This window comes from Flavobacterium niveum (genome assembly GCF_055231775.1).
Window position 1 is genome coordinate 318424 of record NZ_JBUYSX010000004.1, and the last position, 24535, is coordinate 342958.

Sequence of the window (24535 nt, forward strand, 5' to 3'; positions counted from 1 at the left end):
ATATGCCTGTACAAAAAGTAATTATAGCACATCCCGGTAAACAGCATGTTTTTCAACTGGTAACGGCACTTAAAGAACAAGGGATTCTTTATAAGTTTGTTACTACAGTATATGACAAAGAAAGTTCATATACTGCTAAATTTAAAAAGCTACTGAAAGGAGACAGTAAGAAAAAAGCTTCTTCAAGAAAAACATCTGTACTTAATGACGATGAAGTAATACTGTTTAATGAGCTACAGGGGCTTTTCCTTCTTCTTTTAGGTAAATTAAATGTAAGTAAAAAAGTAAGCAGCTATTTTTATGATAGAGTACAGCGCAGTTTTGCCAGAAAAGTTGCCAAATACGCACTTAAGGAGCAGGTAGATGCCCTGATTATGTTTGACTCATGTGTGCACGACGCATTTGACATTATTAAAAAAAAGAACCCTAATATAAAATGTATCCTTGATGTTACCATTGCCAGCCGTCCTTACATGAAGGACATCTATATAAAGGATATGGAGGTAACAGGCGATGATAAACTGAAAACGGAACAGATTTTCCTGTGGGATGAAAACCGGATTAAAAATTACCGCAATGAGTTTATAGTGTCAGACTATTTGCTTGTAGGGTCAGAATTTGTAAAGAACAGTATTATACCGATTATTGGCAAGAGTAATAAAATTGTTAAAATACCCTATGGTGTTGATGTTTCCCAATTTAAAATGTCTGAGAAAGATTATAACCAGGGGCCTCTTAAACTGTTTTTTGTAGGAGGGGTAAACAGGAGAAAAGGTATGCACCACTTACTTTCTATTGTTTCTAAATATACAAAAGACCAGGTTACGCTTTCTATTGCCGGAGGGTATGACCCTTCTTCTGATTTATACCTTGATTATAAAGGGTATGATAATATAAAATTTGAGGGTTTTGTAACCCGCGATGTGGTTTCAGACTATTATGCAAAAAGTCATGTTTTTGTTTTACCTTCACTGGCCGAAGGACTAGCATTAGTTGGTTTGGAGGCACTTGCATCTGGATTACCCGTTATTTGTACCACAAACACCGGGGTAAATGATGTAGTGAAAGACGGTGAAAATGGCTTTATAGTTGAGGCAAGTAATCCGGAGGAATTTAAAGAAAAGATAGATTGGTTTTTATCTAACAGGGATAAAATTAAACCAATGGGAGAAAGGGCTGTTGAATCTGCCCAAAATTATACATGGTCCCGATACCATCTAAACATCATAAACTTTATTAACAGTATTTAGTAACTTATGAAGATAGCCATATTTACTTGTTCAGTGGCCCGTTCTGCGGGAGGCTTGTTAGATGCAATAAGGGATTTATACAGGTGCGTACTTGTTAGAAAGAATAATGAGATTGAAATATTTTCATATGTAGAGGAAGATACACAAGAGGAACTCCCAAATTGGGGTGGTTTTAATTTAAGGTTATTTCCTAAGTCTAATTTCTTTTTCTATTCTGCAGAGGCTAAAAAGGAGCTACTTGCTTCTGATGCCGATATTCTTCACGTACACGGGCTGTGGCGTTATCCGCATGCCTTTATTTCTAAGTGGAAATCAAGGACTAACAAGCCGGTTGTAGTTACCCCGCACGGTATGCTGGATCCGTATATTATTGCAAACCAGGGAAAAGTAAAACGTATTCTGGGTAATTTGCTTTTTGCACAAAATTCTTTTGGCAAAATAGATTGCTACCACGCTTTATGTAAAGCAGAGCTTGATGCTATAAGAGAATATGGGATAGACAAACCCGTGGCTATAATACCAAACGGCATTAATATACCTGATAGCCCGCGTGAAAGAAAAGTGCCGGAAGACGGAAAAAAACACTTACTGTTTTTAGCCCGCCTTCACCCTAAAAAAGGTGTAGATATGCTGCTTGAAGCAATAGGCGAAATTTGGTCTGAAAATCCTAAACAGCTGGAAGATTATATTATTGACATCGTAGGCTGGCCACAAGAAAATTTTGACGTTAAATTAAAGGAAATTGTTGCAAAATATGCGATTGAAAATATTGTTAAATTTCACGGGGGGCTTTTTGGAGATAAAAAATCAGATATATACGCACAAGCCTATGCATATATATTGCCATCGCATGGCGAAGGCCTGCCTATGACGGTTTTAGAAGCCTGGTCATGGGGGTTGCCGGTAATAATGACCCCGCAGTGTAATTTGCCGGAGGGATTTGAGCACGATGCGGCAATAGCCATACAAAATAATACAGCAAGTGTTAAAGAAGGGGTGCTGAAGTTAATGGCCCTGACTGAAGATGAAGCTGCTGCCATAGGAAACAGGGGCAAAGAACTGGTTAGTAAAGAATTTACCTGGCAGTTATCTGCAGAAAAAATGGATAAGGTTTATGGCTGGCTGGCCGGTAACTTACCTAAGCCTGATTTTATTTATAATTAAAGAAGAAATAATGCATAATCAAGATACATATACGGGCGCTTCATTTTCATTAAAAAACAGGATACTCCGTTTGCTTTGGAACGTTGTGTATGTGGTGTTTTTTAGATATTCGCCAAGACCTTTCCATTCCTGGAGATCATTCTTATTACGTTTGTTTGGAGCAAAAATAGGTAAAGGTGTACACATATATCCCGGTGTGAAAATTTGGGGGCCGTGGAATTTAGAGGCTAAAGATGAGGCCGGCGTGGCAGATGGGGTAGATTTATATACGCAGGGCAAAATTACCCTGGGTGTAAGGAGCATAATTTCTCAGCGCTCATACATTTGTGCAGGCACCCATGATTATACCAAAAAAGGACATCCGCTAATAACAGCCCCTATAGTAATAGGTGATTTTGCCTGGGTAGCAGCCGAAGCTTTTGTGCATCCCGGTGTAACGATTGGTACAGGTGCAGTTATCGCTGCACGATCTGTTGTTACTAAAGACATGCCCGAATGGATGGTGTGTGGTGGTATGCCTTGTAAGCCGTTAAAAGAACGTGTTATAACAGATTAGATAATGTTTGTTGTACTTAATTAATATCCCCATTATATGGATAAAAGGATTGAAGACGTAGATTTTATCAAAGGAATAATGATTTTTCTTATGGTATGTTTTCACATAAACGTGGGAGCATTAAGCAATATTACCAGTTGGATATACTCGTTTCACATGCCGGTTTTTTTGTTTTATTCGGGATTTTTTATAAGTACATCAAAACCGGTTAAAGACCGGTTGTATACATTATTCCGTACATTAATTATTCCGTATGTTATTTTCGAAATAATTTATGTTTTAATGTTGTACTTAGCTGGCGTGGCAGGATTTAAGTTTTCAAACCGAATAGAATCTTTGGATGTCTTTACCATAGTACAAAAGGTTTTTGTAAGCCCTATAGGTGCTTACTGGTATCTGCACACCCTTATTTTAACGCTGCTTATTATTTATCTGGTTGATTTGTTTAAAATTAAAAACCTTGCTTCAAAAGTTGTTTTTGTAGGATTATTGTGCTTTGCACTTTCGTTCCTGGTTGAGGGGATTTTGTTCGAAAATGAAATATTTATTGTTTTAGGGTACTTTTTTAAGCTTTTCTCTTACGATATCTTTGCCTCACTTTTATCTGTTGTTGCCATTGCATTAATTTACATATATGGAGATACAGTCCGTGGGTCTGCGTCATCATTAGGTACATCATTTTTTATGATTTCGTTTTTAAAGTATGTGTATGCTGTCCTTGTCAGTACCGTATTTATAAAGGTGTTTAAATACCTTGGTAAAAACACGCTTATTATTGTAGTATTACACCCTATATTTCTTAACGGATTTAAGCTCCTTGAAAAATACTTCTTCAAGATAGACGATACCCTGATATTATATAGTCTTGTAAATACCTCTTTTACAATAGCCCTGTCTCTTGTAGCGGCTTTTGTTTTCGATAAAGTAAAATTGAGTAACCTACTATTTGGCAGGCCTATCTATGTGCCTTATAGTCCGGTTAAAAATATGTAGGATTAAGGAGGGATGATAAAAATATTTACTGTTTAAAATTTATATATGTTAAATATAGCCACAATAATACTTACCTACAACGAAGAAAAGCATATAGAACGTTGTATAGAAAATGCCAAGCGCTTTTCCAGCCAGATTTTTCTTGTAGATTCGTTCTCTACAGACCGAACCTGCGAAATTGCCGAATCTATGGGGGCTGTAGTGTATAAAAATAAATGGGAGAATAATTATGCCCGCCAGTTTAATTTTGGGCTGGATAACCTTCCTATAACTTGCGATTGGGTTTTCAGGCTCGATGCTGATGAATATCTTACAGATGAACTGATTAATGAGATACATAGTAAATTTAATACGGTTCCTGATACTGTTTCAGGGATAATATTTGAACGTAAAATGTACTTCCTTAATAAGCTAATGAACAAAGGGATGCTGCGTATGAATATGCTTCGTTTGTTCCGTTACAAGCATGGCTTTTGCGAAGAACGCTGGATGGACGAACACATAGTGCTTACTAAAGGTACCAGCATAATGTATGATAATTATTTTGTAGACCATAACCTTAACTCCTTAGGATGGTGGACCGAAAAACATAACGGTTATTCTATAAGGGAAGCAATAGACCTGCTTGATATAGAGTACGGATTTATAGAAAAGTCTCAAAGGGCAGAACAACATGAAGTTACTGAAGATGCAAAGTATAAGCGAGAAAAAAAGCAGAAGTATGCTAAAATGAAGCTGTTTTGGCGTTCATTTGTTTACTTTGTATACAGGTACATTTTTAAAGGCGGATTTACCGAAGGTAAAGAGGGTTTCTTGTGGCATTTTTTACAAGGCTGGTGGTACAGGACGCTGGTAGATGCTAAAATCTACGAAATAAAGAAAGCATCTGATAATGACCCGCAAAAAATGAAAGAATTTATTGAGAAGAATTATAAAATTAAAATATAAGGCTGTCTTTAGATAAATATTGTAGCTATTTAAATGCATTGATTGCTACGGTTAGGATTTTACAGTAAGCTGCTTTGTTAGTTATGGTTGCCGAAAATAAAGGGAAAATAGTAAAGTTTTGCGCTTATTTATACTTAGCCGTGCTTTTTATACTTTTGTTTTTATCTCATGACAGACTCATAAAAACAGATTACAGGCGATACTACAATTTAGTGCCATTAGAAAAAATATTTTATTATAAATGGGGAAACCCTAAAGCTAAGTGGCTTTATTATTTCGAAATAGTGGGTAATATTGTGGTATTTATTCCATTTGCCATAGCATTGCTGCTTGTTTTTAAAAGAATAAAAAAGAGGGGTGTAATTGCCGCAGTGCTGCTAACCCCGGTGGTGGTAGAGCTGTTACAATACATACTGGGGTTGGGTGTATTTGATATTGATGATATTATATTAAATGTAACAGGTGGAGTGCTCGGGATTTTCTTATATTATAAAATTTTACGGCGCTCAAAACTGTTTAGTGTTTGAAAAATGCAATGAAAAAAAGAATATTAGTAACCGGGGGAGCAGGTTTTATAGGTTCCCATTTATGTGAAAGGCTCCTTAACGAAGGAAACGAAGTTATATGCCTGGACAACTATTTTACAGGAAACAAAAAAAATATAGTACAGCTGCTGGACAACCCGTATTTTGAGTTAGTAAGGCATGATGTTACCGAATCATATTATGCCGAAGTAGACCAGATTTATAACCTGGCCTGCCCGGCAAGCCCGGTACACTACCAGTACAACCCTATTAAAACCATGAAAACATCGGTAATGGGGGCTATAAACATGCTTGGCCTTGCCAAAAGGGTAAAAGCATCTATACTGCAAGCCAGTACCAGCGAGGTTTATGGAGATCCGGTAGAGCATCCGCAACGCGAATCGTACTGGGGCAATGTAAACCCTATAGGCTTGCGTTCGTGCTACGATGAAGGCAAGCGCTGTGCCGAAACGTTGTTTATGGATTATCACCATCAAAACAATGTAGATGTAAAGATTATAAGGATATTTAATACCTATGGCCCTAACATGAACCCCGATGATGGTCGTGTGGTTTCAAATTTTATAGTGCAGGCGCTAAAAGGTGAAGATATTACCATATTTGGCGATGGGCAGCAAACACGTTCTTTCCAGTATGTAGACGATCTTGTAGAAGGTATGGTACGCCTTATGCACAAGCCGAAAGGTTTTACCGGACCGGTGAATGTGGGTAACCCTAACGAGTTTACCATGCTAGAACTGGCACAGGCCATTATAGATATTACAGGTTCGGCATCTAAGCTGGCATACAAGCCGCTGCCTCAGGACGACCCTAAACAAAGGCAGCCCGATATTGCCCTGGCTAAAAAGGAATTGGACTGGGAGCCAAAAATACAGTTAAGGGAAGGCCTTGCCAAAACCATAACGTATTTTGACCAGCTTCTTAAAGAGCAGTAAAGAGAGAAAAAATCATGCACCACTCAGGGTCCCCCGGCTGTAATTGTGGTGATAACAGCAATACAATCCTTACCGCTGAAGACGGTTTTGGGTAACATAATTTTGAGGAAAAAAAGATTAGCATGAGAGTTCTTATTTTTGGTATCAATTACAGCCCTGAGCTTACCGGTATAGGTAAATATACAGGCGAAATGGGCAGCTGGCTGGCTAAGCAGGGGCACGATGTGCGTGTGGTTACTGCCATGCCATACTACCCGGAATGGGAAGTACACCCCAGCCATAAAGGTAAAATGTGGTTTACAGAAGTTATAGACGGTGCAAAAGTGCACCGTGTGCCGCTGTATGTGCCAAAAGAGGTGAGTTCTGCAAAGAGGATAATCCACGAATTTTCGTTTGTAATGGGGGTTTTGCCATACTGGTTTAAATTCTTATTCTCAAAAAAGTTTGACGTTATATTTTGTGCCGCACCGCCATTTCACCTGGGTATGCTGCCGGTTATGCTTTCTAAGCTAAAAGGAGTGCCTATGGTAAGCCACGTGCAGGACCTTCAGGTAGATGCAGCCAAAGAACTGGGCATGATAAAAAATAAAACCTTCCTGAATATTATGTTCGGGCTAGAGCGTTTTATACTTAAAAAGAGTACCAAAGTATCTACCATAAGCCTTGGTATGGAACAAAAAATAGCTGCAAAAGGCATAGCTCCACACCAGCGTATTATGTTTCCTAACTGGGTAGACGAAAGTGCTATTAAGCCATTGCCAAAAGAACAGTCGCTCCGTGCGGAGTTCGGCATAGGTATGGACGATAAAGTGGTGTTATATAGCGGTAACCTTGGTGAAAAGCAGGGTCTTGAAAGTATTATAGAAGCCGCTAAGCTGTACAAGCACCGTAATGATGTATACTTTATTATAGTAGGATCTGGCGGGGCTAAAGAAAAACTACAGCAAATGGTAGCTGAGGCACAGTTAAGCAATGTGCAGTTTTACCCGTTACAACCTTATGAAAAACTTTCGGCACTACTGGCTACTGCCGATGTACATTTGGTACTGCAAAAAAAATCGGCGGCAGACCTGGTTATGCCCAGCAAGCTTACCGGTATACTTTCGGCAGGGGGATGTGCCATTGTTACGGCAGAGCCGGGTACTTCGCTTTACACAGTTATGCACCAGCACAATATGGGGCTGCTGTGCGAGCCTGAAGACAACATAGCGTTATCTGAAACTATAGGCACCGCTATTAATACAGACCTTACCAAATACAGGACCAATGCGCGCAGGTATGCCGAACAATTTTTAAGCAAGGAAAACATCCTGAAAAAGTTTGAGCTTGATATTGAAGCAATGCGCAAAAGATAATGTTGTAAATTTAATGACAATAAAACCTGTTATATTTAACAGAAAATTTTAACCTTTGTAGTAGTAAAAGCTAAATTTTCATAACTCAATGAAAAACACAAGTATGACCCAGGTATTGTGTGTTATCATTTATCGTTAAGAAGTTTTTATAATCAAACCGACGCTAAAATGAAACAGTACCTCAATAAAATTTCACTGGTCAGGCTTATTGCTGACCTTTCTGTAGTGGCATTTACCTTTATCCTGAGCATGTATGTAGTACAGCCGGATGAGTTTTCCTACCACCTTAAGTCGAAATTTTTCCTGCTTATTATCCTGCTTTTTGTGTGGTTTTTTAGCGGTAACTCTAATAACCTGTTTCACGACCACCGTGTAAAGCCGGGCTTTTCGCTTGAAATTTACAAAACGTTTAAGGGCGTAGTTATATTGGGAATCACCATTATAGTGGTGTCTTACTTTGCACATGCATTTTTGCCCACAAGCTTTGTATTTATATACACGGCCATGCTTATGGTGTGCTTTGCTACAGAAAAGTATATCATAAACCGTTTTGTGCTTTTCCTGAGGCAGCAGGGCTATAACCTAAGGCATGTTATTATACTGGGCCACGGCAGTTCGGCAACACAGTTTAAAGAACTTATTACCAATAATCCGCACCTTGGGTATGATATTATTGGCTATTTTGATGATGCCGATTCAGACAGCAGCCTTGGTAACTATCTTGGCACCAAGCACGAAATAGCCAGGTTCCTGGATACTAACCAGGTAAATGAGGTTATTGTAGCCACACCGGGCATTACCATTGAAGAAATAGAACAAATAACCAGCGTAGTAGATAAGGCGGGTATCCGTATCAGGATTATACCGGACTTCCACTTCCAGTTTTACAACAGGTACGAGTTTAAGCAGTTTGGCAACATCCCTACCGTTTCACTGCGTAAGGAACCGCTGGAGGAAACACATAACAAGTTTATAAAGCGTAGTTTTGATATCGCGTTTAGTGTTTTTGTGCTGATTTTTGTGTGCAGCTGGCTGTTCCTTATTTTGGCTATCCTGATAAAAGCGGGGTCTAAAGGGCCGGTGCTGTTTAAGCAGAAGAGGCTTGGCCGTGACCGTAAAGAGTTTTGGTGCCTTAAGTTCAGGAGCATGTATGTAAACAGGGAGTCAGATAATAAAATGGCTACCAAAGGCGATTCGCGTATTACCCCGATAGGGCGTATACTGCGCAAAACCAGCCTTGACGAATTCCCGCAGTTCTGGAACGTGCTTATGGGGCACATGTCTATTGTAGGCCCGCGCCCGCACATGACGATTCAAAATGCACAATACCAGGAGGTGATAAACAACTACCTTGTACGCCAGCTTATAAAGCCGGGTATTACAGGGTGGGCACAGGTTAACGGATACCGTGGCGAAATAGAAAACGACCTGGATATAAAAAACAGGGTTTCTTATGATATATGGTACCTGGAAAACTGGAGTTTTTTCCTGGATATAAAAATAATTTACCTTACCGTTTGGAATATATTTAAAGGAGAAGAAAAGGCTTATTAAAGCCTTTTTTCTTGTAAAAGAATGCCTATGGCCAAAAGGATGTTTGATGTTGTCCTTGCCCTTGTGGGATTATTGCTGTGCGGGTGGCTCATAGTGCTTTTTTTTGCCCTGGCCGGTGTAAGTACCGGGCAAAATGGTATATTTATGCAAATGCGGGTGGGCAGGCACGGCAGGCTTTTCAGGATATACAAGCTGCGTTCCATGAAAGATACCCCGCAGGGAAAGATAGTTACCCCCACAGGGCGCTTTATGCGGAAGTATAAGATAGATGAGCTGCCGCAGTTGTGCAACATACTCATAGGCGATATGAGTTTTGTAGGCCCACGGCCCGATTTGCCGGGCTATTATGACATGCTTCAGGGGGCAGACAGGGAATTGCTGCTGCTTCGCCCGGGGCTTACCGGCCCTGCGAGTATAAAGTATGCCAATGAGGAAGCGCTTTTGGCAGCAGCCGAAGACCCGGAGTACCTTAATGATTATGTAATATTTCCTGATAAGGTGCGCATCAACCGTAATTACCAGAAACACCAAAGCCTTTGGCTTGATATAAAACTGATACTGTATACTGTTTTGGGTAAAATGCCCAGGGAAGAATACTTTCAATAACCACAACCCTATGCCTGTACAACAAAAAAGAATATGGCTTTCGCCCCCGCACATGGGGGGAGGTGAGCAGCACTTTGTACAGCAGGCGTTTGATGAAAACTGGGTTGCCCCGCTGGGTCCTAATGTATCGGGCTTTGAGCAGGATATAGAACAATATTTAGGCGAAGGCAGATATGTGGCGGCTTTGTCATCGGGTACGGCGGCCATGCACCTTGCGCTGGTATTACTGGGAGTAGGGCAGGGAGATGAAGTGCTTTGCCAAAGCTTTACGTTTGCGGCATCAGTGAACCCGGTGCTTTATGTAGGAGCTACCCCCGTATTTATAGATAGCGAACAGCAGAGTGGTAATATGTGCCCGAAATTGCTTGAAGAAGCCATACAGCACCGCCTGAAGCACGGTAAAAAGCCTAAGGCGATTATTGCAGTGCACCTGTACGGTATGCCTTATAAGCATAACGAAATTAAAGCCGTGGCCGAAAGATATGCTATCCCCGTAATTGAAGATGCTGCCGAAGCACTGGGAAGTAGTTATAAAGGGCAGCCCTGCGGTACGCTGGGCGATATAAGCATACTGTCGTTTAACGGCAACAAGATAATTACCACATCGGGTGGTGGGGCGCTGGTAACACAAACCAAAGCCTTAAAAGATAAAGCGGTTTTTCTTGCCACACAGGCCAAGGACGATGCGCCGCATTATGAGCATAGCACCCTTGGTTACAACTACCGCATGAGTAATATTTGTGCCGGTATAGGCCGTGGGCAAATGCAGGTGCTTGCCGAAAGGGTTGCTGCAAAACGGGAGATATTCCACAATTATGCGCGTTTTTTTGAAAACATACCGGGTATTGCACCTTTTTCATCCTATGATGAAGCGGCCTATAGCAACCATTGGCTCAGCGTTATCCTCATCGACCTTGATAAAGCAGGAGGTAAAACCTCCAATATGCTGAGGGAGGCTTTTGAAGCAGAAAATATAGAAAGCCGCCCACTGTGGAAACCCATGCATGTGCAACCGCTATATAAAGGCAGCCTGTATTTTGGCAATGGGGTAAGCGACCGTTTTTTTGCCACGGGGCTTTGCCTACCTTCAGGGACGGCAATGGGTGGGGAAGAGTATGGGCGTATTTTTAGTGTGCTTACTGATTTTTTTAAATAGTTTACGTAGTTTTGTTACGATACAAATAACCGACACATATATTTTGGACAGGAAAATAACCATAGCTATAGACGGTTTTTCGTCTACCGGAAAAAGCACTATTGCAAAACAGTTAGCCAAAAAGCTTAATTATATCTATGTAGATACCGGTGCCATGTACCGTGCTGTAACCCTGTATGCCATAGAGCAGGGTTTTATATCGCCTAACCATTTTGATGACGAAGGGCTTATAAGCCATTTGCCGCAGATTACCCTGAAGTTTGTTTATAATACTGAGATAGCCCATAGTGAAGTATACCTTAACGGTAAAAATGTAGAGGGTGAAATACGTTCTATGGAGGTGTCTAATCTTGTTAGCAAGGTAGCGGCACTACCACAGGTACGCGAAAAACTTGTAGAGCAGCAACGCTCTATGGGGCAGGAAAAAGGTATTGTTATGGACGGGCGCGATATAGGTACTGTTGTTTTCCCGGATGCCGAGCTGAAGCTTTTTATGAGTGCCGGCGCTGCTGCCCGTGCCGAACGCCGTACAGCCGAACTGCGTGAGCAGGGCAGGGAAGTAACCTATGAAGAGGTGCTTAAAAATATTGAAGACCGCGATTACCAGGATACCCACCGTAAAGACAGCCCGCTGCAAAAGGCAGCTGACGCTATAGAGGTAGATAATACCACGCTTACACTTAACGAGTTGTTTGATAAAATTATAGGGCTTGTAGAGAGTGTAAAATAAGTTGCCTGTTTTTAACCCCAAAAAAGTATGAGGCACAAAGATTACCAACTGGAAGAACTTTTAGAACGGAAACCCATTTCGCTGGACAAGACTTCGGTTTTTTCTCAGCTTAGCCGCAAAACCATATTGATTACCGGTGCTGCCGGTTCTATAGGCAGCGAAATTGTACGGCAGGTTATTAACTTCAGCCCACAGGCCATAGTATTGGCAGACCATGCCGAAACACCGCTGTTCCTGCTTATGCTGGAACTGCAAACCCTGGCACCAAACGCTGTTTTTTATGCCGAACTGGCCAGTGTAACCGATGCCGTGGCAATGGAAGCTCTTTTTGCCAAATACAAGCCCGATGTGGTATACCATGCTGCAGCCTACAAGCATGTGCAGATGATGGAAGAGGCACCCAGGCAGGCGGTACTTGTAAACATATTCGGTACGCAGGTAGTGGCAGGCCTTGCTGCGCAATATGGGGTTGATACTTTTGTAATGATAAGTACCGATAAGGCTGTAAACCCTGCCAATGTGATGGGGGCAAGTAAGCTGATTGCCGAAAAATATGTAACGGCCTTACACAATACCCTGCAACAACAACCCGATCCGGTGCAGATAAAATATATTATAACCCGTTTTGGTAATGTTTTGGGTAGTAACGGTTCTGTAGTGCCGGTAATAAAGAAACAGATAGAAGACGGAGGCCCTGTTACGGTAACGCATCCTGATATTACCCGGTTTTTTATGACGGTTAAGGAAGCTTGCCTGCTGGTGCTTGAAGCTGGAGCAATGGGTAAAGGCGGTGAAATATATGTTTTTGATATGGGCAAGCAGGTAAAGATAACCGACCTTGTAATAAAAATGATACAAATGGCCGGCTTGCGCCCGGAGGAAGATATACAAATACGCTATGTGGGGTTGCGCCCGGGAGAGAAGCTGTATGAAGAGCTTATATCTGATAATAGTAAGGTACTGCCTACATATAACAAAAATATAATGATAAGTTCTGACGGGGCTGTGGATATGGAAGCCCTTGCTTTAGCGCTGGAAGAGCTGAAAAAGCTTTGTGGACTTAATGATAACTATGCTATAGTGAGACAGATGAAGAAAATTGTGCCCGGATTTTTGAGCGCAAATTCCCATTATGAAACACTGGATAGCGGCGTGTAAGTGGCTGCTAAAATTTTAGTAATGCAGTTTATTTATTTAAACTTAAAAAATTATATTTGCCAAGCTGCATTTTTTTAAAATTTAGTGCTGAAATTCTTTTTTGCAGAAAAATTTAACAAACAAATATTAAAAGAACATGGTGAAAAAACTGGGTTTATTGTTTCTGGTGTCCGTCTTGTTTACATCTTGTGTGTCAACTAAGAAAATACATTATTTTCAAAATGTGAACACAAAAGATACTATAGGGGCAGGAGGTAGAAATTTTGAAACAACCATAAAGTCAGACGACCTGTTGATGATTGTTATTTCTGCCGAAAATTTGGATGCAGTTGAAAAATTTAACCTTCCTCCGGCGGGCTTAACGGGGTCTGTACCCGGTAACCTTGACCAGGCTGCACCACAGTTGCGCACACAAACGTACCTTGTAGATAAAAATGGGGAAATAAATTTTCCGGTACTTGGTAAGCTTAAAATAGGAGGTCTTACAAAAACAGCTTTTTTAGAGATGTTAGAGCAAAAGCTAAAAAAATATATTGATAAGCCTATTTTAAATGTAAGGATAATCAATTTTGAGATTAGTGTAATAGGTGAAGTAGCGCGCCCTGGTGCGTTTACTATAATGAGTGAACGTATTACGCTTCCTGAAGCATTAGCCATGGCCGGTGATATGACTATTTGGGGAGACAGAAAAAGTGTAACCGTACAGCGCGATGTAGATGGAGTGAAAACCTATTACGAAGCAGACCTTACCGATGCAAATATAACCAACCTGCCTTGCTATTACCTTCAGCAAAATGATGTAGTATATGTGAAGCAAAATAAAGTTAGGGCAAATTCTGCCGGGGTGGGTCCTAACACAACAGTTATATTATCTACAGCATCAATACTATTAGCTACATTAGCACTAATCTTGAGATAAGATGGAAGAAAATACTACATATGCGCCTGTAAATAACGAGGATGGCGGTAAAATAAGTTTTAGGGCAACACTGGAACAGTATATGTATTACTGGCGTTGGTTTATAATAAGCATAAGCATAGCAGTTTTGTGTGCATTTTTGTATTTAAGGTATTCAACGCCTATATATAGTGTATCTGCTACAATACTTATTAAAGATGATAAAAAGGGAGACATTTCTTCAGAACTTTCTGCTTTTAACGATTTAGGTTTACTTAGCAGTACTAAAAGTAATGTTGATAATGAAATTGAAATACTAAAAGCAAGGACGCTTATAGGTAATACTATAAAAGCACTAAACCTTAATATTACCTACAGGGTTGAGGGAAAATTAAGGGATTTGGAAGTGTATGATAACGAGTCGCCTAAGGTGACTTTTTATAACAAACCCAAAGATTTCTATAGCAGAGATACTATTTTTTCCTTTAAAAGGATTTCAATGACCGATGTAGAGCTTCGCGATAGCGAAGAAAAACTGCGTGGGGTTTACAAAATGGGGCAGGAAATACCAACTACTTTTGGTACTATGGTAATAACGGGTGGTGCCGACAGGAAGCATTCTGCTTTGGGTAGTCTTACTACCGTAAGGGTTACTACTTTAGATAATGCTATCGGAAGGTTTAGAGGGGCATTAGGTGTAGAGCCTGTTAACCAAAAGGTGAGTAGTGTTTTAAGGCTGTCTATGAGCCTGCCTGTAAAGCAAATGGGGGTAGATTTCTTAAATACGCTAATAGAGCAGTACAACAAAGATGCTGTAGCAGATAAAAATGAAGTAGCCCAGAAGACCGATGACTTTATCAACGACAGGATAAAGTCTATCATGGTAGAGCTTGATAGTGTGGAAACTGATGTAAGGTCTTTTAAGCAGGTTAATATGCTTACTGATTTTAGTTCTGATATTGCTCAGTTTTACAGTTCGGCGACTAACTACCAGATAAGTTCAGTAACTAACGATACCAAGCTTAAAGTAATAAAATCCATGATTACTTACATGGATAAAAATTCGGCAGTAGACCAGGTGATACCGACAAACCTTGTGCCTGAAGGTGATGCATCTGAACTTATACAGCAATATAACCTGCTGGTGCTACGCCGTAATAAGCTGATTGCTGATGGTAACTCTGCTGAAAACCCTACGGCGGTTGCTTATGCCGATCAGTTAGAGGGGTTAAAAATGAGTATCAGCGAAAGCCTTAAAGGACTGAAGAACTCCGTAGAAATTGCCCAAAAGGATCTTGACCGCCAGCGTGGTATTTACATGGGGCGTATAGGCGAGGTGCCAAGGCAGGAAAAAGAATTCAGGGAGAAAGACAGGCAACAAAAAGTGAAAGAACAATTGTACCTGTATCTGTTGCAAAAAAGAGAAGAGAATGCTATTTCCCTTGCAGTTACAGCACCTAATTCTAAGACTATAGACGGTGGTTATGCAAGCCCTATACCGGTTTCTCCAAAGAAGTCGTTGATATATTTTATATCTTTTGCAATAGGGTTCGCTATCCCTTTGGTTGTAATATACCTTATAGGTTTCCTTGATACTAAGGTAAGGTCTGTAAATGATATTAAGAAAACGCAGGTGCCGTTTGTAGGCGATGTGCCTAAGACTGAGTTTAACAAAGAACTGGTAAGCCACCACAGTAGGTCCAGCACTGCAGAGTCATTAAGGATTATACGTACGAATATTGAATTTATGGTAAGCCAGGTTGAAGACAGGGCTAAAACCGTACTTGTAACATCTACTATACCAAAAGAGGGTAAAACATTTATATCGGTAAACCTTGCGGCTACCATAGCACTAACCGGCAAAAAAACACTGCTTATAGCTATGGACATACGTAACCCTAAGCTTGATGAGTATATAGATGTACCAAGCAAGGGCCTTACAAACTACCTTTCATCTAAATCTGCTGATATTAACGAGTATATAATTAAGCAGGAAGGCTTTGACAGTTTCTACGTTATGCCTCCGGGTATAATACCACCAAACCCTGCCGAGTTGCTTATGGGTAAAAAGGTAGAAGAGATGTTTGCGAGGCTTAAGCAGGAGTACGACTATATAGTGGTAGATACTGCACCGGTGAGCCTTGTTACAGATACGCTTATCCTGGCTAAATACGCCGATAGTTTTGTATACGTTGTAAGGGCTAATTACCTTGATAAAAGGATGCTCAGCATTGCAGAAACCCTGTACAGGGAGAAGAAGCTGCCTAACATGTCTATACTGCTTAATGATACCGGAGGTAAAGCCGGCTATGGTTACGGCTATGGTTATGGTTACGGCTATGGTTACGGCTACGGCTATGGTTACGGCTATGGCTACGGCCCGGAAGTTGCCAAACCGAAAACGTGGAAAGACAAGCTTTTTGGTAAGTAAGAAACACACTTATATAAACAACAAAGGCAGCCATTTGGCTGCCTTTGTTGTGTTTGTATAAAGTGTAATGACTTTAGGTCATAAAAAAAGCCGTTCAATATTGAACGGCTTGCTTAGTAGCGGGAAGCACTCAATTATTGAACCCGCTTATTAAGGATTATTATATGATTATTGCACTAGCATTTTAATATATGTTGGAAATTCTTTTGAAGATGATTTTAAAAGCTTGTATTCGTTAGCGAAGGAATAGTAGAGCTGGATTTTCTTTTCTTAATCTGTTAAAATATATTTTGCAGGCAAGGATTACAAATACGTGCAATCGGTTAAGTTAATTGATGAGGAATTAATATTTTTTAGTGCGCAAAAACACTGCGCACTAAAGAAGTATCTTTGATTAATAAAATAGATAATTACTGATACTAATCAAAACAAAATGCCAGTTATGGAAAAAAATGTTGTAAAAATACAAGCTAACAATAATGAAATTAATTTGTATTGTTTTCTTGGAGAAGCTCTATTGAAAACCCAAGTGGTTGAACAAGCGTTGAGTCATTCAATTACTCTTAAAATGAATCCCACAGAAACAAAAGAACGAGTGGATGGACTTTTAAAACAAAACCAGAGTTATACTTTAGGTCAAGCTATTAAAATTGGAATTAACGAGAAACTATATAGTTCGTTATTGCAAGATGAATTAAGTGCTTTTTTGAAGCAAAGGAATTGGTTAGTTCACAAAGTTATCTGTGGAAACGAAAAAGATTTTAATGCAGGAAACATAAAAGAGGAATTGTTACATAAAATTAAAGATATTTCAGATAAAGCAGAAAGTATCCAACGTATAATAGAATATGATTTGATAGATTTTTGTTCTGCTAAAGGGAAAGATATGTCAGAAATCCTAGCATTATTAAAATTACAAGAACAAGGAATAAGAATTCGAAAGTAGCTTTTAAACTGTTGCCTGATTTTACGGCAAACAAAAAACCCACCAGTTGTACTGATGGGTCTGTGTTAGTAGCGGGAACAGGACTCGAACCTGTGACCTTCGGGTTATGAGCCCGACGAGCTGCCTACTGCTCTATCCCGCGATGTTTCGAGTGCAAATATACAACCATATTTTAAAAATACAAGCGCTTTTTTGAAAAGTTTCTAAAAAAAGTGGCTTTGTTGGTGTTGCTATTGCCTATTGTTTTGATAGTCATTAAAGTATGAAATGTGATTATTTAAATATTGCGTAATTATGCGTTATAATTATAAAATTGTGTTTTTTATACGTTATAAATACAATAAATGTTTATTTAAAGCCCCGTAATGTTTCGTAATTTTAAAAATATCGCTTAACTTTACGAATGTTAAAACTTTCTTAAACCAAAAATATAACCAATTATGGAACAAAACGATGTAACAATTACGTTCACCAAAACAATGATTAAAGATGCCATGGACTTATGGCGGGCAAAAATTGTGGATGATATTATTTATGTAGTAAAACGTTTCCAGAACAAAAGTACTTTTTATTACGAAAAACAAGATGTAGCCGATTGTGTGCAGGTGCATATGTACCCGGGTATATACAACGGCGAAATCTATTTTTTTGTAATACCCGATAAATATGATACCTCTGCACATAGCGATGACTATGACCGTTATACCCAGCCGTGTAAACTTAGCGGTGCCCTTGGCGGTAACGAGATTCCAAGTGCTGTGGCCATAGCGCGTATGGATGCATGGGCAGCTAATTACAGGACATGGCTGCCGCAGCAGGCACAGACTACCGATGGTGTTTTCCAGGTGTTTGCTGTAGACCAGATAGATTTTAACGCAGGTACTAACCAGGTTAATATGGCGCTTAATGCTACGCTGGGCAACACTACCGGCTACCTGGCCGACCTTATTGTTAGCTTTAGGACGCCTGAGTCGGTAAAAGTATATGAGGATTTTGCGCATGCTATACCTCCTATGCAGGCATCTGCATCTATTGCAAATTTTTATTTATTGACTTTGTAATTGATGGATTTATATGCTATTACGGCTTTGTTGGCGGATTTTGGAACTGGTTATTTAATACTCGGTATACTTATCTCTGCTTTCTTTTTTAAAAGTTTAGATGGATTAAGGAAGTTCATTGTATTGTATTTGGTGTTGATGGTAGTCATTGATTTACTTTCAATTTTAATAGGTCGTGCATTTGGTTCAAACCATATGATAATGCCATTATATTGCCTTATCGAATTATGTTTCTTTTTTTATCTTTTCAAAAAACATTTATTTAAAGAAAAGCATACTACGGTTACAGTTTTTGGAATTGCAGGACTTATTTATATAGCATTTGAATTTTTTTACAAAATTATCTACCAGCAGCAGTCGGCGTTAGAATATCAACCGTATGCTAAAACGGTAGATAATTTTGTAATTATTATTTTTACGCTCACCTATCTTTTAGAAAAGATGACAACGTATAACGAATCGCGTTGGGATAATTTTTCACTTAATGTGGGGCTGCTCATTAATTTTACATTAAGCACTATTTTTTTTCTTCCCTTTAATTTTCTGGTGAATGAGAAAATTGGGTTGAAATACCATTTTTGGATATGTAATGTATTTCTAATATATGCCTTTTATGCCTTCTTAATTGTCGAAATAATTATAAATGCTAAGAAAAACAGACGTTTGGCAAAGCAGGCGTAAGTTATAATGATTTTGAATACAGGGGGTAGAAAACCTGTAAGATTATGGAAATTATTGAAATAGCCACGTCGTTGGTCAGTATTTACCACTACGCACTTATTGCCGCAGTGGCAGTTTTGGTGTTTTTGTTTAAGCGGTTAGACCGTTACCATCTGTTCCTGCTTATATACCTGGCGCTTATGCTTGCTATGGAGTTCTCTGCAACCCTGTTAGGCAGGCTGCTGGGTAATAACCATATGGTACTGCCAATATTTGCACTTACCGAGCTTTGCTTTTTCGCATATTTTTACCGTCGCTTCTTTTTGCAGAAAAAGTTTAGGCGCATTTTCCTGCCTCCGTTTGTTGCAGCGTCATTGCTCATAATTATAGAGTTTATTTATTATTTCACATTGCATACGGCCAATCCACATGTGTACCAGCCTTACAGTAAGGTAGCTGAAAACCTTGTAGTACTCGGTATGGCCTTTGTGGTGCTAAATGATACCATGTCGGGCAAAGGGGCGGGCGTTACTTACGAGGGTTTTTGGTTCAATATTGCGGTAATAATGTACTTCACTTTCAGTACGGTGTTCTTCCTGCCGTTTAACTTTATGGTTAATGCGCCTACCAATGTTAAGTTTATCTTCTGGATGACCTATACACTTTCAGTGATGGGGTTTTACGGTTTTTTAACCGTGCGTATATTGCGCAACGCCGTAAGCCCGGTACATGCTAATAGTTAAAATTTAACTAAAAAGATATACTGATGTGGTACTGACAGCTATCCTCTAAAAATTTAAATTCACTATTTTTGCAGTAAGTTTCTTTTTTAAGCATACGGACGCATGGAAAAATGGCAGGACCCAAAGGTAATAGCCCTTTGGATAGCAATTGTAATGGTTTTGGTGTTTACCATAATACTTTTTGTGGTAAAGATTATGCACACGGGTTATAAGAAAATGACCGAGGCAAATTTGCGCCAGGCCCGCCAGGAAGTAGAACACCAAAAGAAACTGCTGGAAACCGGCCTCCTTGCCCAGGAAAAGGAACGGAACCGTATAGCCACTGACCTGCACGACGGGCTTATAGGGAAGCTCAGCGTGATACGTATGAAGGCGCAGCTGGCACAAACCCCACAAGAGATAGAACTGATGTTGGGCGACAGCATAGCCGAAGCCCGCCGTATATCGCACGACCTGATGCCGCCGCTTATTGAGTTTTCCTCTGTAGCCGAACTATTAGACGGCCTGCTGGAACCCTGGAGGCAAAAACTACACATAGATTTTATTGACGATGTGCGTACACCTGCCGAAGTTTCGCCACAGGCCAAAATACAAATCATCCGTATAGTACAGGAACTTATAACCAATACCATAAAACATGCCGGTGCTACCCATGTAAAGGTAGTATTCAGGCATACGCAAACCAGTATGGCTTTGCTCGTAGCCGACAACGGTAAAGGCTTTGATGTCTCTTTGCTTAAAAACGGCCTTGGCCTTGGCAGCCTTGAAATGAGGGCACAGTACCTTGGCGGGCATTGCCGCATAAAGTCAAAACCGGGCAGGGGTACAAGGGCAGTTTTATTGGCAAAAGGTTAATACATTTTTTGAGGTATTTATGCCAATTTTTTAAGAATTGGATTTGCCTGTATTCGCGAATTTGTTGATTTTCACCACTATTATTGCGATATTTTCAGTTTTCAATTCTTAAAAAAATCATAAAAAATCAACAGGGCTGTTTTTTTGTAAATGTTTAATAATGTGCGTATTTGCCCGGATTTACGTAGGAAAAATGGTGACATTTAAGAAAAATCGTCCGCAGCAGGTGCTTAGCCCCTTTGAAGCTATCATCGGTATTGTTAACTTTGTTACAATACCATCATAACCACCATGGAGAAAATACCAGTAGCCATTACCGACGACGACGCACTTATTGTAAGCCTGTTGGCCAACTACCTTGATGGTTGCCCCGATGTAGAAGTGCTGTTTACCGCAACGAGCGGGCAAGAACTTATAAATGCGCTGAAAGATGCAGCCGTACTCCCTAAAATTGTATTGCTGGACCTGCGTATGGATGGTATGGACGGTATAGCTGTAACCGAATACCTGAAGGCCGAATACCCTTCGGTGAGGGCGGTTATAGTATCATCGCATTACCAGAAAGGGTTTACGGGCTTTTTGCTGAAAACCGGTGCAGCGGCCTTTTTGCCAAAAGGGGTTTCGCCTGCCGAGCTGCTGGACGTTATACGCACCGTAAGCCGACAAGGCTACTATTTTAAAGACGAACAGCTGGAAGCCCTGCGTGGGCAAATATCGGGTAAGGCACCACGCCCTGCACTACAACAGGAAGAACTGCTGTCGGAACGTGAAACGGAAGTGCTGCGCCTTATCTGTATGCAAAAGACCGCTAAGGAAATAGGTGACGAACTCTATATAACCCAGCGTACCGCCGAAGGGCATAAGAACAACCTGTTTGCCAAAACCGGAGCCAAGAACATTGCCGGACTGGTTATCTATGCCATACAAAACCAGATTATAAGCGTAGAAGAATTGCCGATGATACGGTAGTAATTAAAACATAATTCATAAATGTGAAGCCGGTTAATCCCGGCTTTTCTGTTGTAGGTATTTTTACCCCATTTTTAAAATCAGGTAATTTCTACCGCTGTAGGGCTGTGTGTTTAATGCACCTTTGTAACGGGATATAACAATAAATGTATGGCTTTTTAGTAAAAAGCTTTCCGGGTTTCAGTTTTTAAGTGGAGTTAAAAATAGACGGTATTACAGTTTATCCTCAAAGCCGGCATGGATGTAGAATTCAGGATTTTCCGCCCGTTAAAAATTTCGCTAAATTTTTGCCAGGATTCTCACAGGTCGAATCCTGCCGGCTTTAAGATGCATCCAACAGTAGTAATTTATATATTTTGTAAAAATCCGGGGTGGACGTATGGTAGCGTCCGCCCTTTCCCTTTTTATTTACTTTGGTAATAACGAAATCGCTGTTATATATAAGATGCTTCGATTGAGTGAAGCTGCTCCCTCTCCCTTGGAGAGGGTTGGGGAGAGGCCCTAAAAAGAAAAACCCCCGCAGGACGCGAGGGTAAAATCTTTTCGTACTTTTTCTTTTTTCATTCCGGCCGTGGCCGTTACCTTTTTCTTCGTAAATTGATTTTGATGACTGAACTCAAAACAATAGACGCGGAATATCCTTTTTTGTTACACGGGCATGCAATTTTTTTAGCTAAAAAGTAATTTTACCAAAAACAAACCCATATGGAAACTATATGTCCCTGTGGTTCGGGTGGGGCTTTTGCCGATTGCTGCGAACCCTATATAACCGGCAAGGCGTTGCCACAAACACCTGAAGCACTTATGCGGAGCCGTTACTCGGCCTATACATTGCACAACGCCGATTATATTTACAATACTACATCCGCTTCAGAAAGGCGGCACCATAATAAGAAGGACATACTTGCCTGGGCCAAAAGTTGCCATTGGGTAAAGCTTGAAGTGCTTTTTGCAAAAGATACTATTGTGGAGTTTAAAGCCTATTATCTTGATGCTTCCCTTCGCCCACAGGTACACCACGAACGTTCGTTTTTCGAAAATATAAACGGGCAATGGTATTATAAAGACGGTATATATCCGTAAGCTAAGTTTTGTGTAATGTATTGGTTATTAAAAGTTTTTGCTATATTTGGTGATGGCTACATCGTTTGCAAGTCTACGTGCAGGCGAAAGCAATTAACCAATACACAAAACCTGCGGGCCTATGGATACCATTACTTATCTGCTTATCGGGGCGTTGTTGTTATTGCCCTGGGCTGTTATTTACCTGCTGAAACCCTCACTGCGCAAAATGATGCTGAAAACAAGCGTCATGGGCGGGTTGGCCGGTTTCATAGCCGAGTACTGGTATTTTAAAGACTACTGGAACCCTCCGTCACTGCTGGGTAATACCGTTATTTCCATTGAAGATTTTTTGTTTGGCTTCACCGTTACCGGGCTTTCAGTAAGTGTGTACAGGGTGTTTTTTCCCGGCATAGCAGAAAAGCGGGCCAAAAACCGCCGCAAGCTTTTCGGGGTTATGTTTTTGTGCGGTGTAGCCGCCATGATGGTGCTGAATATAGTACTCGGCTACAACTCTATAGTAGTAAGCTGTGCCTGTTTTATATTTTTTACAGCCTTTATGCTGGCCCTGCGTCCTGATTTACTGGTACAGGCACTACTCTCGGGGGTGCTAATGCTGGTGGTAATACTGCCGGTGTATGCATTTTTATTTGATTTGCTTAATACCGGCTATTGGGACCGCTACTGGCTGCTGGCACACACACCATTGGGCATACGCGTGCTGGGGCATATTCCGGTTACCGAGCTCACCTGGTATTTTACCTGGGGGTGTTTCGCAGGTATAGCGCACAGTTTTGCGTCGGGTAGCGTAAGGGTGAAACAAACGGCTATAGTACCCAAAACAGCCCAAGCCTGAAAAAAGCGTGTAACATTTTATGCGAATGATAGTCTAATACTGCAAATCATTAAAATCAACAAACAGTAAAAATGACTTCACACGAAATAGATTACCAGATTTTTGGGGAAGAAATGCAATATGTAGAAATAGAGCTTGATCCGCAGGAAGCCGTAGTGGCCGAAGCAGGAAGCTTTATGATGATGGATACCGGCATACAGATGCAAACCATTTTTGGTGACGGTACCAACCAGGATTCGGGTTTTATGGGCAAGCTGTTCAGTGCGGGCAAGCGCCTGCTTACAGGCGAAAGCCTTTTTATGACCGTGTTCCTTAACCAATGGCACGGCAAACGTAAGGTAAGCTTTGCTTCGCCTTATCCGGGTAAAATTGTGCCATTGGACCTTACACAGTTTGGAGGTAAATTCATTTGCCAGAAAGATGCATTTCTGTGTGCGGCAAAAGGTGTTTCGGTAGGTATAGAATTTTCACGCAAATTAGGCCGAGGCCTTTTTGGTGGTGAAGGCTTTATAATGCAGAAGCTGGAAGGCGATGGGCTGGCCTTTGTACACGCGGGTGGTACACTGGCGCGCAAAGAGCTTGCAGCAGGCGATGTGCTTAAAGTAGATACCGGTTGTATCGTGGGCTTTTCGCCTTCGGTAAATTATGACATAGAATTTATAGGCGGTATAAAAAATACCCTTTTTGGGGGCGAAGGTTTATTCTACGCTACCCTTCAGGGGCCGGGCGTGGTGTATATACAATCGCTACCGTTCAGCCGCCTTGCCGGAAGGATATACGCAGCCGCACCGCAGGGTGGTGGCCAGCAGCGTGGCGAAGGCAGCATACTTGGCGGCCTGGGCAACCTGCTTGATGGTGATAACAGCTTTTAATAATAGTTTTAGTTTCCTGATTTTTTTCTATGAAAGGGCTTCGGCCCTTTTTTTATTGCCACAACTTTTGAACCTGAAACTTTAAACCTGAAACAAAATTGCCTATCTTCGTTCCGGCTTTAGGGGTATTCTGTAAAGAATTGAGAGAGTCCCTTTGAACCTGACACGGCTGATACCGTCGTAGGGAAAAGCGTAGCATATACTACATCTGTCTTCTGTCCGGGAGGCTCTA

Annotated in this window: 24 protein-coding genes, 1 tRNA gene and 1 riboswitch; of the genes, 24 read left to right on the top strand and 1 reads right to left on the bottom strand. The window is 40.7% G+C overall.

What is annotated here, in order from left to right; genetic code table 11:
* The first annotated feature begins 2 nt into the window (after positions 1-2).
* The 16 genes from ACZIX4_RS12145 to ACZIX4_RS12220 all read left to right on the top strand — a co-directional run bounded on the left by ACZIX4_RS12145 (position 3) and on the right by ACZIX4_RS12220 (position 17225).
* Positions 3-1250, top strand: a complete 1248-nt coding sequence (locus tag ACZIX4_RS12145; RefSeq protein ID WP_463335906.1) for a glycosyltransferase family 4 protein — start codon at positions 3-5, stop codon at positions 1248-1250.
* A gap of 6 nt (positions 1251-1256) precedes the next feature.
* Positions 1257-2414, top strand: a complete 1158-nt coding sequence (locus tag ACZIX4_RS12150; RefSeq protein WP_463335907.1) for a glycosyltransferase — start codon at positions 1257-1259, stop codon at positions 2412-2414.
* Positions 2365-2970, top strand: a complete 606-nt coding sequence (locus ACZIX4_RS12155) for a WcaF family extracellular polysaccharide biosynthesis acetyltransferase (RefSeq protein WP_463335908.1) — start codon at positions 2365-2367, stop codon at positions 2968-2970. Before ACZIX4_RS12150 ends, ACZIX4_RS12155 begins: the two co-directional genes overlap by 50 nt.
* Positions 2971-3006: 36 nt before the next feature.
* Positions 3007-3963 (top strand): acyltransferase family protein, encoded by a 957-nt coding sequence (locus ACZIX4_RS12160; RefSeq protein ID WP_463335909.1) that lies wholly within the window; start codon positions 3007-3009, stop codon positions 3961-3963.
* A gap of 45 nt (positions 3964-4008) precedes the next feature.
* Positions 4009-4911 (top strand): glycosyltransferase family 2 protein, encoded by a 903-nt coding sequence (locus tag ACZIX4_RS12165; RefSeq protein ID WP_463335910.1) that lies wholly within the window; start codon positions 4009-4011, stop codon positions 4909-4911.
* A gap of 83 nt (positions 4912-4994) precedes the next feature.
* Positions 4995-5438: a VanZ family protein gene (locus tag ACZIX4_RS12170; protein WP_463335911.1), complete on the top strand. Its 444-nt coding sequence runs from the start codon at positions 4995-4997 to the stop codon at positions 5436-5438.
* A gap of 8 nt (positions 5439-5446) precedes the next feature.
* Complete coding sequence (locus ACZIX4_RS12175) at positions 5447-6391, top strand: UDP-glucuronic acid decarboxylase family protein (protein WP_463335912.1); 945 nt, start codon at positions 5447-5449, stop codon at positions 6389-6391.
* A 122-nt stretch (positions 6392-6513) separates the two neighbouring features.
* Positions 6514-7746, top strand: coding sequence for a WcaI family glycosyltransferase (locus ACZIX4_RS12180; protein WP_463335913.1), 1233 nt, complete (start codon positions 6514-6516; stop codon positions 7744-7746).
* Positions 7747-7914: 168 nt separating this feature from the next.
* Positions 7915-9300: an undecaprenyl-phosphate glucose phosphotransferase gene (locus tag ACZIX4_RS12185; protein ID WP_463335914.1), complete on the top strand. Its 1386-nt coding sequence runs from the start codon at positions 7915-7917 to the stop codon at positions 9298-9300.
* A 27-nt stretch (positions 9301-9327) separates the two neighbouring features.
* Positions 9328-9906: a sugar transferase gene (locus tag ACZIX4_RS12190; RefSeq protein WP_463335915.1), complete on the top strand. Its 579-nt coding sequence runs from the start codon at positions 9328-9330 to the stop codon at positions 9904-9906.
* A 10-nt stretch (positions 9907-9916) separates the two neighbouring features.
* Positions 9917-11062, top strand: coding sequence for a DegT/DnrJ/EryC1/StrS family aminotransferase (locus ACZIX4_RS12195; protein WP_463335916.1), 1146 nt, complete (start codon positions 9917-9919; stop codon positions 11060-11062).
* A 43-nt stretch (positions 11063-11105) separates the two neighbouring features.
* On the top strand, positions 11106-11792 hold the full coding sequence (cmk, locus tag ACZIX4_RS12200) for a (d)CMP kinase (protein ID WP_463335917.1): 687 nt from the start codon (positions 11106-11108) through the stop codon (positions 11790-11792).
* 27 nt (positions 11793-11819) lie between these two features.
* Positions 11820-12950, top strand: a complete 1131-nt coding sequence (locus tag ACZIX4_RS12205; protein WP_463335918.1) for a UDP-N-acetylglucosamine 4,6-dehydratase family protein — start codon at positions 11820-11822, stop codon at positions 12948-12950.
* A gap of 136 nt (positions 12951-13086) precedes the next feature.
* Positions 13087-13869 (top strand): polysaccharide biosynthesis/export family protein, encoded by a 783-nt coding sequence (locus ACZIX4_RS12210; RefSeq protein WP_463335919.1) that lies wholly within the window; start codon positions 13087-13089, stop codon positions 13867-13869.
* Between the two features lies 1 nt (position 13870).
* A complete protein-coding gene (locus ACZIX4_RS12215; RefSeq protein WP_463335920.1) occupies positions 13871-16279 on the top strand; it encodes a GumC family protein in 2409 nt (802 codons plus the stop codon).
* Positions 16280-16721: 442 nt separating this feature from the next.
* Positions 16722-17225 carry a hypothetical protein gene (locus ACZIX4_RS12220; RefSeq protein ID WP_463335921.1) on the top strand — a complete coding sequence of 168 codons (504 nt, stop codon included), beginning with the start codon at positions 16722-16724 and terminating at the stop codon, positions 17223-17225.
* A gap of 69 nt (positions 17226-17294) precedes the next feature.
* On the opposite strand, the gene ACZIX4_RS12225 is transcribed toward ACZIX4_RS12220, so the two are convergent.
* Positions 17295-17367 (bottom strand) — tRNA-Met (locus ACZIX4_RS12225).
* A gap of 298 nt (positions 17368-17665) precedes the next feature.
* Between ACZIX4_RS12225 and ACZIX4_RS12230 the strand changes: the two genes are divergently transcribed.
* The 8 genes from ACZIX4_RS12230 to ACZIX4_RS12265 all read left to right on the top strand — a co-directional run bounded on the left by ACZIX4_RS12230 (position 17666) and on the right by ACZIX4_RS12265 (position 24303).
* On the top strand, positions 17666-18286 hold the full coding sequence (locus tag ACZIX4_RS12230; RefSeq protein ID WP_463335922.1) for a hypothetical protein: 621 nt from the start codon (positions 17666-17668) through the stop codon (positions 18284-18286).
* A gap of 3 nt (positions 18287-18289) precedes the next feature.
* Positions 18290-18967 (top strand): hypothetical protein, encoded by a 678-nt coding sequence (locus ACZIX4_RS12235; RefSeq protein ID WP_463335923.1) that lies wholly within the window; start codon positions 18290-18292, stop codon positions 18965-18967.
* A 44-nt stretch (positions 18968-19011) separates the two neighbouring features.
* A complete protein-coding gene (locus tag ACZIX4_RS12240) occupies positions 19012-19689 on the top strand; it encodes a hypothetical protein (protein ID WP_463335924.1) in 678 nt (225 codons plus the stop codon).
* Between the two features lie 102 nt (positions 19690-19791).
* A complete protein-coding gene (locus ACZIX4_RS12245) occupies positions 19792-20544 on the top strand; it encodes a sensor histidine kinase (RefSeq protein WP_463335925.1) in 753 nt (250 codons plus the stop codon).
* A 291-nt stretch (positions 20545-20835) separates the two neighbouring features.
* On the top strand, positions 20836-21513 hold the full coding sequence (locus ACZIX4_RS12250; protein ID WP_463335926.1) for a response regulator transcription factor: 678 nt from the start codon (positions 20836-20838) through the stop codon (positions 21511-21513).
* Positions 21514-22218: 705 nt separating this feature from the next.
* Positions 22219-22596, top strand: coding sequence for a YchJ family protein (locus tag ACZIX4_RS12255; protein WP_463335927.1), 378 nt, complete (start codon positions 22219-22221; stop codon positions 22594-22596).
* Positions 22597-22717: 121 nt separating this feature from the next.
* On the top strand, positions 22718-23431 hold the full coding sequence (locus ACZIX4_RS12260) for a lycopene cyclase domain-containing protein (RefSeq protein WP_463335928.1): 714 nt from the start codon (positions 22718-22720) through the stop codon (positions 23429-23431).
* Positions 23432-23502: 71 nt separating this feature from the next.
* A complete protein-coding gene (locus ACZIX4_RS12265; RefSeq protein WP_463335929.1) occupies positions 23503-24303 on the top strand; it encodes a TIGR00266 family protein in 801 nt (266 codons plus the stop codon).
* 111 nt (positions 24304-24414) lie between these two features.
* A riboswitch (TPP riboswitch) is annotated at positions 24415-24507 on the top strand.
* Positions 24508-24535 lie beyond the last annotated feature (28 nt).